The 12,678-nt window shown below is 61.5% G+C and carries 11 protein-coding genes; 7 read left to right on the top strand and 4 right to left on the bottom strand.

The genetic code is table 11. The annotated features are described in order from the left end of the window. The first annotated feature begins 79 nt into the window (after positions 1-79). Both IOD17_RS05045 and thrC read left to right on the top strand, forming a co-directional pair. The gene (locus tag IOD17_RS05045) at positions 80-1,384 is read left to right on the top strand and encodes a homoserine dehydrogenase (RefSeq protein ID WP_233683983.1); all 1,305 of its coding nucleotides are present in this window, start codon (positions 80-82) and stop codon (positions 1,382-1,384) included. A gap of 65 nt (positions 1,385-1,449) precedes the next feature. Continuing rightward, positions 1,450-2,859 (top strand): threonine synthase, encoded by a 1,410-nt coding sequence (thrC, locus tag IOD17_RS05050; RefSeq protein WP_233683984.1) that lies wholly within the window; start codon positions 1,450-1,452, stop codon positions 2,857-2,859. A gap of 59 nt (positions 2,860-2,918) precedes the next feature. Here thrC and IOD17_RS05055 read toward each other — a convergent pair whose 3' ends face one another. After that, positions 2,919-3,557, bottom strand: coding sequence for a 2'-5' RNA ligase family protein (locus IOD17_RS05055; RefSeq protein WP_233683985.1), 639 nt, complete (start codon positions 3,555-3,557; stop codon positions 2,919-2,921). 3 nt (positions 3,558-3,560) lie between these two features. Further along, positions 3,561-4,760, bottom strand: a complete 1,200-nt coding sequence (locus IOD17_RS05060; protein WP_233683986.1) for a CaiB/BaiF CoA transferase family protein — start codon at positions 4,758-4,760, stop codon at positions 3,561-3,563. A gap of 97 nt (positions 4,761-4,857) precedes the next feature. Here IOD17_RS05060 and IOD17_RS05065 point away from each other — a divergent pair, with 97 nt between their 5' ends. After that, positions 4,858-5,397, top strand: coding sequence for a YaeQ family protein (locus IOD17_RS05065; RefSeq protein WP_233683987.1), 540 nt, complete (start codon positions 4,858-4,860; stop codon positions 5,395-5,397). 97 nt (positions 5,398-5,494) lie between these two features. Continuing rightward, positions 5,495-7,207: a single-stranded-DNA-specific exonuclease RecJ gene (gene recJ, locus IOD17_RS05070; RefSeq protein ID WP_233683988.1), complete on the top strand. Its 1,713-nt coding sequence runs from the start codon at positions 5,495-5,497 to the stop codon at positions 7,205-7,207. Between the two features lie 2 nt (positions 7,208-7,209). On the opposite strand, the gene IOD17_RS05075 is transcribed toward recJ, so the two are convergent. Further along, complete coding sequence (locus IOD17_RS05075; RefSeq protein ID WP_233683989.1) at positions 7,210-7,872, bottom strand: transglutaminase-like cysteine peptidase; 663 nt, start codon at positions 7,870-7,872, stop codon at positions 7,210-7,212. A 265-nt stretch (positions 7,873-8,137) separates the two neighbouring features. On the opposite strand from IOD17_RS05075, the gene IOD17_RS05080 reads away from it, so the two are divergent. Together IOD17_RS05080 and IOD17_RS05085 are read left to right on the top strand one after the other, a co-directional pair. After that, on the top strand, positions 8,138-8,863 hold the full coding sequence (locus tag IOD17_RS05080) for a tellurite resistance TerB family protein (protein WP_233683990.1): 726 nt from the start codon (positions 8,138-8,140) through the stop codon (positions 8,861-8,863). Positions 8,864-8,948: 85 nt separating this feature from the next. Beyond that, on the top strand, positions 8,949-9,746 hold the full coding sequence (locus IOD17_RS05085; RefSeq protein WP_233683991.1) for a hypothetical protein: 798 nt from the start codon (positions 8,949-8,951) through the stop codon (positions 9,744-9,746). Between the two features lie 2 nt (positions 9,747-9,748). On the opposite strand, the gene IOD17_RS05090 is transcribed toward IOD17_RS05085, so the two are convergent. Beyond that, positions 9,749-11,386: a sensor domain-containing diguanylate cyclase gene (locus IOD17_RS05090; RefSeq protein WP_233683992.1), complete on the bottom strand. Its 1,638-nt coding sequence runs from the start codon at positions 11,384-11,386 to the stop codon at positions 9,749-9,751. 168 nt (positions 11,387-11,554) lie between these two features. Between IOD17_RS05090 and prfB the strand changes: the two genes are divergently transcribed. After that, positions 11,555-12,650, top strand: a protein-coding gene (gene prfB / locus IOD17_RS05095; RefSeq protein ID WP_233683993.1) for a peptide chain release factor 2 whose coding sequence is annotated in 2 segments (ribosomal slippage) — positions 11,555-11,626 and positions 11,628-12,650 — 1,095 coding nt in all. Because the reading frame shifts where the segments join, the coding sequence is not laid out codon by codon here. Positions 12,651-12,678 lie beyond the last annotated feature (28 nt).

Raw genomic sequence — 12,678 nt, forward strand, 5'->3', positions numbered from 1 at the left:
CGCTTCGTATGGTGCGGCTCTTTTTCTACGGCCGGGGCTTGCTCCGGCCGTTTTACGCAGTGCAGATGGGGAGTTCAGTGTGAAACCGGTGAAAGTAGGCATCTGTGGGCTGGGTACCGTCGGTGGCGGTACGTTCAATGTGCTCAAGCGCAACGCCGAGGAAATCGCGCGTCGTGCCGGGCGTGGTATTGAAGTGGCGCAGATTGCCCTGCGTTCGCAGAACCCGCAGTGCGACATTACCGGTACCCCCATTACCCAGGATGTCTTCGAGCTGGTTAATAACCCGGACATCGAGGTTGTTGTTGAGCTGATTGGTGGTTACACCCTGGCCAAGGAGCTGGTGCTCAAGGCCATCGACAATGGCAAGCACGTGGTCACCGCGAACAAGGCGCTGATCGCCGTGCACGGCAATGAAATCTTCGCCAAGGCCCGTGAAAAAGGCGTGATCGTCGCCTTCGAAGCGGCGGTTGCTGGCGGTATCCCGGTGATCAAGGCGATTCGTGAAGGCCTGGCGGCCAATCGGATCAACTGGCTGGCCGGTATCATCAATGGCACGGGCAACTTCATTCTCAGCGAGATGCGCGAAAAAGGCCGTGCCTTTGCCGATGTGCTGGCCGAAGCGCAGGCGCTGGGGTATGCCGAAGCTGATCCGACCTTCGACGTTGAGGGTATCGACGCCGCGCACAAGCTGACCATCCTGGCGTCCATCGCCTTTGGTATCCCGCTGCAGTTCGACAAGGCCTACACCGAAGGCATCACCAAGCTGACCACTGCCGACGTGAACTACGCCGAAGCGCTGGGCTATCGCATCAAGCACCTCGGTGTGGCTCGTCGCACTGACGCCGGTATCGAGCTGCGCGTACACCCGACGCTGATCCCGGCGGATCGCCTGATTGCCAACGTCAATGGCGTGATGAACGCGGTGATGGTCAATGGCGATGCTGCAGGCAGCACGCTGTTCTACGGTGCTGGTGCTGGCATGGAGCCGACCGCGTCTTCGGTGATCGCCGATCTGGTTGACGTTGTGCGTGCGCTGACCGCTGATCCGACCAACCGTGTGCCGCACCTGGCCTTCCAGCCGGACTCGCTGTCCGATCACCCGATTCTGCCGATCGAAGCCTGCGAGAGCGCTTATTACCTGCGCATCCAGGCCAAGGACCATCCGGGCGTGCTGGCTCAGGTGGCGAGCATCCTGTCGGCGCGTGGCATCAACATCGAGTCGATCATGCAGAAGGAAGCAGAGGAGCAGGACGGCCTGGTGCCGATGATCCTGGTCACGCATCGCGTGCTCGAAGCGCAGATCAACGAGGCCATCAGCGCACTTGAGGCGCTTGAAGATGTGGTCGGCAGCGTTGTGCGTATCCGCGTCGAGCAGCTGAACTAATCCGCTTTTGGTCGCCGCACTTAGGCTGCGGCGGCTCTTGAAGATTCAACCGAAGGTTTGCCCCTATGCGCTATATCAGTACCCGTGGCCAGGCACCGGCCCTGAATTTCGAAGACGTGCTGCTCGCCGGCCTGGCCAGCGATGGTGGCCTGTATGTACCGGAAAACCTGCCGCGTTTCACCCAGGAGGAAATCGCTTCGTGGGCCGGCCTGCCTTACCACGAGCTGGCCTTCCGCGTGATGCGCCCGTTCGTCACCGGCAGTATTCCGGATGCGGACTTCAAAAAGATCCTCGAAGAAACCTACGGCGTATTTGCCCACAACGCTGTGGCGCCGCTGCGTCAGCTGAACGGCAATGAGTGGGTGCTGGAGCTGTTCCACGGCCCGACTCTGGCGTTCAAGGACTTTGCCCTGCAGCTGCTCGGCCGTCTGCTTGATTACGTGCTGGCCAAGCGCAATGAGCGCGTGGTGATTATGGGGGCGACCTCCGGTGATACCGGCTCGGCGGCCATCGAGGGCTGCAAGGCCTGCGAGAACGTCGACATTTTCATCATGCACCCGCACAACCGGGTGTCCGAGGTGCAGCGCCGGCAGATGACCACCATCCTCGGCGACAACATCCATAACATCGCCATCGAAGGCAACTTCGATGACTGCCAGGAAATGGTCAAGGACAGCTTCGCTGACCAGGGCTTCCTCAAGGGTACGCGCCTGGTGGCGGTCAACTCGATCAACTGGGCGCGGATCATGGCCCAGATCGTCTACTACTTCCACGCAGCGCTGCAGCTGGGCGGTCCGGCGCGTTCCATCGCGTTCTCGGTGCCCACCGGTAACTTCGGCGACATCTTCGCAGGCTACTTGGCGCGCAACATGGGCCTGCCGATCAGCCAGCTGATCGTCGCGACCAACCGCAACGACATCCTGCACCGCTTTATGAGCGGCAATCAGTACGTCAAGGAAACCCTGCACCCAACCCTGTCGCCGTCGATGGATATCATGGTCTCGTCGAACTTCGAGCGACTGCTGTTCGACCTGCACGGCCGTAACGGTGCGGCGATTGCCGAGCTGATGGCCACCTTCAAGCAGGGTGGCGGTTTCAGTGTCGATCAGGATCGCTGGACCGAAGCGCGCAAGCTGTTCGATTCTCTGGCGGTGGACGATGCGCAGACCTGCGAAACCATCACCGAGGTGTTCAACGAGTGTGGCGAGCTGCTCGATCCGCATACGGCGATCGGCGTGCGTGCCGCCCGTGAGTGCCGTCGCAGCCTGGCTACGCCGATGGTCATCCTCGGTACCGCGCACCCGGTTAAATTTCCGGAAGCCGTGGAGAAGGCCAATGTCGGTCAGGCGCCTGCATTGCCGGCGCACCTGGCGGATCTGTTCGAACGTGAAGAGCGTTGCACCGTGCTGGCCAATGACCTGAAAACCGTACAGGCCTTTGTGGCCCAGCATGGTAACCGCGGCAAGCCGCTGTAACGGTCACTGCGTCCATAAAAGAACGGCACCCGCGTGGTGCCGTTTTTTATGGGCGCAGGTTAAGTGCCGAGGCTGAAGGACTGGCGCACGCACAAGGGGCTGAACAACTGGCGTGCCCGGTAGTGGGCAAATTGCAGGCTGTTGACCGGCAGCCAGCGTGACTGTTCTTCTGCCAGCTCAGCCAGGCGTGCGCGCATCAGGGTGGTGTCTACACGCTGGCGATACAGGCCGAGGGTGATGTGCGCGTGATAGGGGCTTTGCCGCACCTCTTGGCTGTGCTCGCTCAATAAGGTGCGCCAATGCTGCAACTGGCCCGAGGGGTCGCTGACCGGCAAGAAGGCGGCGCTGGCAAAGCTGTCAGGCTGGCCAATCTGTAGTGTCAGCGGGTGGCGAGAAGCGCGTCCGATCGCCTTGAATTGCTGCTGGCGTTGTCGCTTGCTGATGTCATCATGGTGCCGCGCCCGGCCGCTGATAAAGCCGCAAACAAAGACCGTGATGTGCGCCTGACGGCGTCCGGGCGGGTGCAACCAGTCGCTAAGCGCATGTTGCAGGCGGGTGATATGCGCCAGCAGGTGCGGGCATTGCACGGGCAGTACCCAGGCGGCATAACGGCTTCTCCCCAGGTGCCACTCGGGGTAATCGCGCTGCTCCGTGATCAGGCTGTGCGCAGGGCTGGTGAGTGGATCGGAAATCAGCACGACTCAAATCGCGCCCTGACGTTTCAGCTCGGCGATTTGCGCCTCGCTGTAGCCCAGCGCAAGCAGCACGGTTTGGTTGTGTTCGCCGAGAGTGGGGCCGACCCATTCCACCGCACCGGGTGTGTCACTGAGTTTGGGCACGATGCCCGGCATTTTGAAGGCCTTGCCGTCAGGCAGCTTGGCCGCAAGCAGCATCTCGCGGGCGAGAAATTGCGGGTCGTGGAACATGTCTTCGGCGCTGAAAATGCGGCTGGCGGGCACGTCGGCCTGATTCAGGGTGGTCAGTACCTGCTCCAGTGGCAGTGCGCCAACCCAGCGATCGATCACGCCATACAGCTCATCGCGTCGCGCATCGCGGCCGTCATTGCTAGCCAGTGTCGCATCGTCGGCCAGATCCTGGCGGCCGATGGCCTGCATAAAACGTTTGAAGATTGCATCGCCGTTGGCGCCGATCTGGACATGTTTGCCGTCGGCACTGGTGTGGATTGAGGAGGGCGTGATGCCGGGCATGATGTTGCCGGTGCGCTCGCGGATAAAACCGAACACGTCGAACTCCGGCACCATGGACTCCATCATGGCGAAGATCGCCTCATACAGCGCCACGTCCACCACCTGACCGCTGCCGCCGTTCACTTCGCGGTGACGCAACGCCATCAGCGCGCCGATCACGCCCCATAGCGCGGCAATTGAGTCGCCAATGCTGATGCCGGTGCGCACCGGTGGGCGATCCTCGAAGCCAGTGATATAGCGCAGCCCGCCCATGGATTCGCCCACGGCGCCGAAGCCCGGTTGATCCTTCATTGGGCCGGTCTGGCCGAAACCGGACAGGCGCACCATCACTAGCTTGGGATTGAGTGCATGCAGCACCTCCCAGCCCAAACCGAGCTTTTCCAGCACGCCGGGGCGGAAGTTCTCAATCAGAATGTCCGCCTCGCTGAGCAGTTTCTTCAGCACTTCGCGCCCGGCCTCATGCTTGAGGTTGAGGGTGATCGACTGCTTGTTACGCGCTTGTACAAACCACCACAGCGACGTGCCCTCGTACAGCTTGCGCCACTTGCGCAGCGGGTCACCACCATCCGGTGATTCGACCTTGATCACCTCGGCACCGAATTCAGCGCAAATACGTGAGGCGAAAGGCCCGGCGATCAGGGTGCCGAGCTCGATCACTTTCAGGCCGGTGAGGGGTTTGCTGGGCAGCTGCATCGGGTTTCCATCCATCTGGCAGAGTGCGTGACTCTAACGTGAGCAGGCGGCATCGGGTAGACTTGCTGGCTTATTCGATCAGTCAAGAAACCCATCCATGGCCCTGCCGTCTACCACCTACAAAATCGAGCTGAACCTCACTGACATGGACCGCAGCGTCTATGAAAACCTGCGTTTCACCGTGGCCCGTCACCCTTCGGAAACCGAAGAGCGCCTGGCAGCGCGGTTGGTAGCCTATGCCTTGTTCTATCACGAGCACCTGGCGTTCGGTCGCGGCCTGTCGGATGTGGATGAGCCGGCGCTGTGGGAAAAGAGCCTGGATGACCGTGTGCTGCACTGGATTGAAGTCGGCCAGCCGGACAGCGAGCGCATCACCTGGTGCTCGCGGCGTACCGAGAAGTTCAGCCTGGTGGCCTACGGCAACCTGCGCGTATGGCAGACCAAGGCGCTCGATCCGGTGCGCAGCCTGAAAAATATCAACGTCGTTGCCCTTGATCAGGAGGCCCTGGCCAAGCTGGCGCTGGATATGCCGCGTTCGCTGAACTGGAGCGTGATGATCAGCGATGGCGAGCTGTTCGTCACCGATGAGCGCGGCCAGCATGAGCTGCCTATTGAGTGGTTGGCTGGCGAGCGCTGAGCTTTTCTGTAGGAGCCAGCCTGCTGGCGATGTGGGGGGCCATGATCGCCAGCAAGCTGGCTCCTACAAAACCCGTCCTTCATGACAAAGAATGCCCATGCGTATCGAATCCCGCCCGTTGCCCGAAACCCTGCCTGACCTGGGCGCGCTACCGCCATTGCTGACCCGTCTGTATGCCGCCCGTGGTGTGCAATCCGCTGCTGAGCTGGATAAGGGCTTGGCGCGGCTGATTCCCTATCAGCAGCTCAAGGGTATGGGCGCGGCGGTCGATTTGCTGGTGTTGGGGCTGCAGCACGGCCAGCGCATGCTGATTGTCGGCGACTTCGATGCTGATGGCGCCACCGCCAGCACGGTTGGCGTATTGGGCCTGCGTATGCTCGGCGCAGCGCACGTCGATTATCTGGTGCCCAATCGTTTCGAATACGGCTACGGCCTGACCCCGGAAATCGTCGCGGTGGCGCTGGAGCGCGAGCCTCAGCTGTTGATCACTGTGGATAACGGTATTTCCAGCGTCGAAGGTGTGGCGGCGGCCAAGGCAGCGGGTTTGATGGTGCTGGTCACCGATCACCACTTACCCGGTGCCGAGTTGCCGGCGGCGGATGCCATCGTCAACCCGAATCAGCCGGGCTGTGAGTTTCCCAGCAAAGCGTTAGCCGGCGTTGGCGTGATGTTCTACGTGTTGCTGGCGCTGCGTGCTCGGTTGCGTGACATGGGTTGGTTTACTGCGCAGCGACCGGAGCCGAATCTCGGCGAGCTGCTGGATCTGGTGGCCTTGGGCAGCGTCGCCGACGTGGTGCCGCTTGATGCCAACAACCGTATTTTGGTGCATCAGGGCCTGGCGCGAATCCGCGCTGGGCGTGCGCGGCCTGGACTGCGGGCGATTTTGGAGGTGGCCGGGCGCGATCATCGGCGCATTACGTCCACGGATCTGGGTTTTATCCTCGGGCCTCGCCTGAATGCCGCGGGTCGGCTGGACGATATGGCGCTGGGCATCGAGTGCCTGCTGTGCGAGGACGAGGCGCTGGCCCGTGACATGGCCGTGCAGCTGGATCAGCTTAATCAGGATCGCAAGGCCATCGAGCAGGGCATGCAGCGCGAGGCGCTAGCCCAGCTCAAGGACCTGCCTTTGCAAGACATGCCCTTTGGTCTGTGCCTGTTCGAGCCAGACTGGCACCAGGGGGTGATCGGTATTCTCGCCTCACGGATGAAAGAGCGTTATCACCGCCCGACCGTCGCCTTTGCCGATGCAGGTGATGGCGTACTGAAGGGCTCGGCACGTTCGGTGCCGGGTTTTCATATTCGTGATGCACTGGATGCGGTCGCCGCCAAGCATCCTGAGCTGATCAGCAAGTTCGGTGGGCATGCCATGGCGGCCGGGCTGTCACTGCCACAGGCGAATTTTGCAGCTTTTGCAGCGGCCTTTGATGCCGAAGTACGTCGCCAGCTGTGTGAGGATGACCTGACCGGTCGTTTGCTATCCGATGGTGCCCTGTCCATCGAAGAGTTTCATCTGCCGTTGGCCAAGGAACTGCGCAATGCCGGGCCTTGGGGCCAGCATTTTCCCGAGCCGCTGTTTCATGGCGTATTTCAGCTGGTGCAGCAGCGCGTGGTTGGCGAGCGACATCTCAAGGTGGTGCTGAAAAGCGAGTGCGGCAGCGTACAGCTCGATGGCATTGCCTTTGGTGTGGATCGCGATATCTGGCCGAACCCGACGGTGCGCTGGGTTGAACTGGCCTACAAACTGGACGTCAATGAATACCGTGGGCAGGAAAGCGTGCAGTTACTGATCGCTCATATCAGCCCGCGCTGAGCCTAGCTCTGCGGTAATGGCGTGGCCGAACCATCGGCCATGGCCCGCTCGCTCAGCTCATTCCAGCGTGCGAGAAACTCGGGTGGCTGGCTGACGCGCTGCGGGTTTTTCGCCAGAAACACGCCGTGGTTGTTGAATGAATACACCGGTAGCAGATCCTGGCGCTCGCTGGCCGGGCGGATGCGTGGGTCGAGGTTGTCGAGAATCAGCGGTTGTGCGCTGGGCGTCGGGTAGTAGGCCAGTACCATATGTGCCTGCTGAGCGCTAAGCGCCTTGACGAAGGTCAGGCGCAGTTTTTCGCTGGGTACGCCCATGCGCACCAGGCTGAAGTATTTGGCGATGGCAAAATCTTCACAGTCCCCTTTTCCCAGGCTCAGCGTTTGCGCGGGGGTGGCCCAGTAATCATCTGCGCCCCAGGCCTGCTGGTCGCTGACGAAGCTGATCGAGCGATTGATGAAGTGGTTGACCCGCTCCAGCTGTTCGCGCTCCTCGTCACCTGCTGAGTTGTCGAGCAGGCTGAGCCAACTGGCCAGGCGGGCGTCACTCAGTGCCGTCGCCAGGGCGCTGGGCTGCGGTGGGGTCGCATCAGCCACCAGCAACGGGCTGAACAGCCAGCAACTGGCAAGCAGGCTGCGTAGCAGGCGATGTGCGGTGGAATGCGCCATGGGCGAAGTCTCTGGCGTCGGCTCTTGATAGCCTTTTGCCGTAGTGTTTTTCCGAAGTGCCATCCTATCGGCGCCAAATATAGAACGACCATGGCGAAAGTGTGACCGTGACCACTCTTTGACAGGTTTTGTGACGACTAACCGACGAACAGTCGCTTTTACCTGTGTTTGGCAATCTTTCGAAGCACACTGGCGTTAGGTTGAGGCAAACCTTGCTCTCTAGAATCGGTCTGTCTTGCCACACCATGTTTAGGGAGCGCGCGTCATGAATACCCGTGGATTGCTTGATCAATTGCTGAAATCCGGCCAGGACCTGTTGCAGCAGAAGTCCGGTGGTGCCTCCGCCGGCGGCCTGGGTGGTTTGCTGGGTGGTGTGGCTAAAGGCGGGCAGGGTGGCGACCTTGGCACCTTGCTCAAGGGCGCTGGCGGCGGGGCGCTAGCTGCCGGTGCGCTAGGGTTGCTGCTCGGTAACAAGAGTGCGCGCAAGATGGGCGGCAAAGCCCTGACCTATGGCGGGCTGGCGGCGCTTGGGGTGGTGGCCTACAAGGCCTACAGCAATTGGCAGGCGCAGCAGGCCAGTGCGCCGCAGGCCGAGCCGCAAACCCTGGACCGTCTGCCTGCTCCGCAGGCCGAGTTGCACAGCCAGGCGATTCTCAAGGCGCTGGTCGGTGCCGCCAAGGCTGATGGGCATGTCGATGCCCGTGAACGGCAACTGATCGAGGGTGAACTGGTCAAGCTGACTCAGGATGCCTCACTGCAACATTGGTTGCAGGCCGAACTGAACAAGCCGCTGGACCCCGCTGAGATTGCCCGTGCAGCGAGTACACCGGAAATGGCTGCGGAAATGTACGTGGCCAGTGTGCTGATGGTGGATGAGGAGCATTTTATGGAGCGCGCCTACCTGGAAGAGCTGGCTCGTCAGCTCAAGCTGGACCCGGCGCTTAAGCGCGAGCTTGAAGCACAGGTGCGCCAGGAGCTGGTACAGGGCTAAGCCTGTACGGCTGAGTTGAGGGTTCTGGCCGCTGCCCGGCGGCCTCCCTATAATCGGCGTTTTTCCCGCAATGGATGGATGCCCGATGCGCCGCACCTACACAAATTGTCTGCTGAGCCTGGCGATGGTTTTTTTCAGCTCGATGTTGCAGGCGGCGCCCGACGTGGCGTTGGCGCAGGTGCAACAGGCTCAGGTGCAGGTGTTTCGCGCCAGCACGGACCTGTTCATTCATCGCGGTGAGGGCGGGCATGCCGAGCTGGCGGCCAAGGTGCAGGCTGATCTGGGCAAGCTGCGTGAAAGTCTGGCTACGCTGCAGGCGCAACCGCTGACCGACTCGGCTCGGCTGGCCATGCAACAGCTGCAGGCACCACTGACAGCCTTTACTGCGCTGGTTGAGCAGACTCTGGCCTACAAGCCGGGTGAGCCGGACCTGCCGTGGGAATTCAACTTCCAGTACAGCAAGGCTCAGCGCGAGTTGGTCGCAGCCCTGGAAACCCTCGAGCAGCAATTGCTCAAGGGGCTGGCGCAGCCATTAACCGCTGCCGAGCAGCGCTTGCAGAGCCTGCCGGCCAAGGTGCAGTACCTGGCCGCGCGCTACACCGCTCGCGCTTATGTCGGCGATATCGAAACCCTGCCGGAACAACAGCAGCACTACCTGAATCAGGATATCGACGTGCTGGCCAAACAGGTGGATGGCGAGTTGCTCGGCCTGGCAAGCGAGCTAACCGATGCCCAGGCGCAGCAGCGTTTGCAGCGGGCTCTGCCGCGCTGGAAGTTCATCTACCCGCGTTTGCTGGATTACAGCGAGGATCTGGTGCCGTTGATTGTTGAGCGTCACGCCGCCGAACTGGCTGGCCAGCTACTGCGGCTGCAAGGGCAATAACTTCACTGCGGGCGCGCAGCATGGAACATTGCGCAGTTTTTACCGGCGTGTTTGGCGCGGTATAGCGACTGGTCGGCCAGCTCCAGGGTTTCCGCCATGTTGCTGCTGTCCAGGGGCCAGAGTGCGCCGCCGATGCTGCAGCCGATCTGCACCCGGTTGTCACCCAGGTCGATCGGCTCGCGCAGGGCCAGCAGGGTGCGCTCGGCCACTTGCTGGGCTTGGGCCAGGGCCTCGTTGTTGGGCACCAGCAGCACCATTAAAAACTCATCGCCGCCCAGGCGCGCCACCAGGTCGCCTTCGCGCAGGCAGCCGCGCAGACGTACGGCCACCTCGCGCAGTAACTGATCGCCGGCCGCATGGCCGAACTGATCGTTAACCGGTTTGAAACCATCCAGGTCCAGGTAGAACAGGGCCAGGCAATTGTTATGGGCCTGGCTGTGCTGTTGTGCGCGGGGCAGGTAGCTTTCCAGCGCCACACGGTTGGGCAGGCCAGTGAGTGCGTCGTGGTGGGCGAGGTTTTCCATCACGCCGAGGGCGTTTTGCTGGTGGGTCAGGCTTTCCACCAGGTGGCGGATCGAGTTGCACAGCGTTTCGATTTCACGGGTGCTTTTCAGCTCTGGAATCACGCTGATTTCGCCCGCACTGAGGCGGTCGGCGGCTTCGGCGATCTGCCGCAACGGGCGGGTGAAGTAACCGGCGATCAGCCAGCCGAGCAGGGCGAAGAGGATGGCCAATAAGCTGCCCCAGAGCATGATGTTGCGCGTGGTGGCGCGGGCCGGTGCGTAGGCTTCATCCAGCGGTTGGCGGGCGATAACCGTCCAGCCCAGACCCTGATAATCCAGGTGACCCTGGCTGAGGGCCAGGCCGGTGAGGTACTCCTGACCGTCGGGCCACTTTTGTACGGCCCAGATATCCTGCTTTGGGGGCAGTTCGTTGAGGGCGGGCAGGTGCAGGCGCTGGCCGATCATCTCCTTGGGTGCCAGGAGAATCGTGCGGTCCTTGCCAATCACGAAGAACTCGACATGGCGACGCTGCTGGATTGGCTCAAGGATGGCCAGGCGCACTTCGTCAGCCCAGGACCAGGATAGGTGCGACGCCAACACGCCAACCAGGCTGCCATCGGCGGCGAATACCGGCAGGCTGATGTCGACAAACTTCATCGCCTCGCCTGTAGGGTTGGGCAGCAACTTGGCCAGCAACACCGCTTCGTGTACATCACCGATAAACAGTTTCTCCCGCGCTTCCAGGTAGACCGGACGCTGGGCAATGCTGGCGCCTTCCAGAACACCGTCGCTGGAAGCCAGTACCGTGCCTTGCGCATCGGTGAAGCCGATCCAGGCGATGCTGGGGAACTCGGTCTGCAGACGATCAAGCAGTACGCGGACTTCACTGATGTCATCCGGCTGGCTCAGGGCGCGCAGCTTGCCGATCACCTGCAGCATGGCGGCGCGGCTCTGCATGTCACGGTCCAGTCGATCAACCATCATGTAGGCGATTTCGGCCAGGTCATGGCCAACCTCCTGGCGAATACGCTGGCTGGCATCCTGGCCGATCAGGGTGCCGAGCAACCAGCTCAGGCTGGCGACCAGTAGGGCGATCAGGATGGCGAAACGACTGCGCAGGCTGTGCGATGAACGCATGGCACGACGGCTCCTGTGAAGGTCGGCTGAGCGACAAGTGGGGTTCAGTATAGTGGCCGTTGGTCTGCGTTGCTGCGTATCACTGCCGATTGCGGGCTGCCAGGCGTGGAGTGACTGCGTTATACTCGCCGGCTTTTCCGAAAGTTTGACCTACGAGTGCTGCCAGCCATGGAAATCAACCCGATCCTTAATAGCATCAAGGACCTGTCCGAGCGCACCCAGACTATTCGGGGGTATCTTTGACTACGATCACAAGCATGATCGTCTGGTCGAAGTAAACCGCGAACTCGAAGACCCGAACGTCTGGAACAAGCCTGAATACGCCCAGAGCCTGGGCCGTGAGCGCGCCATGCTGGCGCAGATCGTCGAGACCATCGACGACCTCACCGGCAGCCTGGCCGACTCGCGCGATCTACTCGATATGGCCGTCGAAGAAGACGATCAGGGTGCCGTCGACGATGTTGCCGCTGAAATCGAACGCCTGCGCGAAATTCTCGAGAAGCTGGAATTCCGCCGCATGTTCAGCCACGAGATGGACCCGAACAACTGCTACCTGGATATCCAGGCCGGCTCTGGCGGTACCGAGGCGCAAGACTGGGCCAACATCCTGCTGCGCATGTACCTGCGCTGGGCTGATAAGCGCGGTTTCAGTGCCGAGATCGTCGAGTTGTCCGAAGGTGAAGTTGCCGGTATCAAAGGTGCCACCGTGCACATCAAGGGTGAGTACGCCTTCGGCTGGCTGCGCACCGAAATCGGCGTGCATCGCCTGGTGCGCAAGAGCCCGTTTGATTCCGGCGCTCGCCGCCACACCTCGTTCTCGGCGGTGTTCGTCTCGCCCGAGATCGACGACAAGGTCGAGATCGAGATCAACCCGTCCGACCTGCGCATCGACACCTACCGCTCCTCCGGCGCCGGTGGTCAGCACGTTAACACCACTGACTCGGCCGTACGTATTACCCACGTACCGACCAACACCGTGGTGGCTTGCCAGAACGAGCGCTCGCAGCATGCCAACAAGGACACCGCGATGAAAATGCTGCGGGCCAAGTTGTACGAGCTGGAGATGATGAAGCGCAACGCCGCATCCCAGGCTTTGGAAGACTCCAAGTCGGACATCGGCTGGGGCCACCAGATTCGCTCCTACGTGCTTGATGACTCACGCATCAAGGATCTGCGTACTGGCGTTGAGCGTAGCGACTGCCAGAAGGTGCTTGATGGCGATCTCGATGGATACCTCGAGGCCAGCCTCAAGCAGGGTCTGTAACAGCAGCCACAAGCCTCAAGCTGCAAGC

The sequence above is a fragment of the Pseudomonas anguilliseptica genome, from assembly GCF_021375795.1.
Classification (GTDB): domain Bacteria; phylum Pseudomonadota; class Gammaproteobacteria; order Pseudomonadales; family Pseudomonadaceae; genus Aquipseudomonas; species Aquipseudomonas anguilliseptica_A.

Excerpts from the sequence above, each read along its gene's own strand:
- thrC (WP_233683984.1), top strand. The coding sequence starts at position 1,450 with ATGCGCTATATCAGTACCCGTGGCCAGGCACCGGCCCTGAATTTCGAA.
- IOD17_RS05060 (WP_233683986.1), bottom strand. The coding sequence starts at position 4,760 with ATGCAGCTGCCCAGCAAACCCCTCACCGGCCTGAAAGTGATCGAGCTC.
- IOD17_RS05065 (WP_233683987.1), top strand. The coding sequence starts at position 4,858 with ATGGCCCTGCCGTCTACCACCTACAAAATCGAGCTGAACCTCACTGAC.
- recJ (WP_233683988.1), top strand. The coding sequence starts at position 5,495 with ATGCGTATCGAATCCCGCCCGTTGCCCGAAACCCTGCCTGACCTGGGC.
- IOD17_RS05075 (WP_233683989.1), bottom strand. The coding sequence starts at position 7,872 with ATGGCGCATTCCACCGCACATCGCCTGCTACGCAGCCTGCTTGCCAGT.
- IOD17_RS05080 (WP_233683990.1), top strand. The coding sequence starts at position 8,138 with ATGAATACCCGTGGATTGCTTGATCAATTGCTGAAATCCGGCCAGGAC.
- IOD17_RS05085 (WP_233683991.1), top strand. The coding sequence starts at position 8,949 with ATGCGCCGCACCTACACAAATTGTCTGCTGAGCCTGGCGATGGTTTTT.
- IOD17_RS05090 (WP_233683992.1), bottom strand. The coding sequence starts at position 11,386 with ATGCGTTCATCGCACAGCCTGCGCAGTCGTTTCGCCATCCTGATCGCC.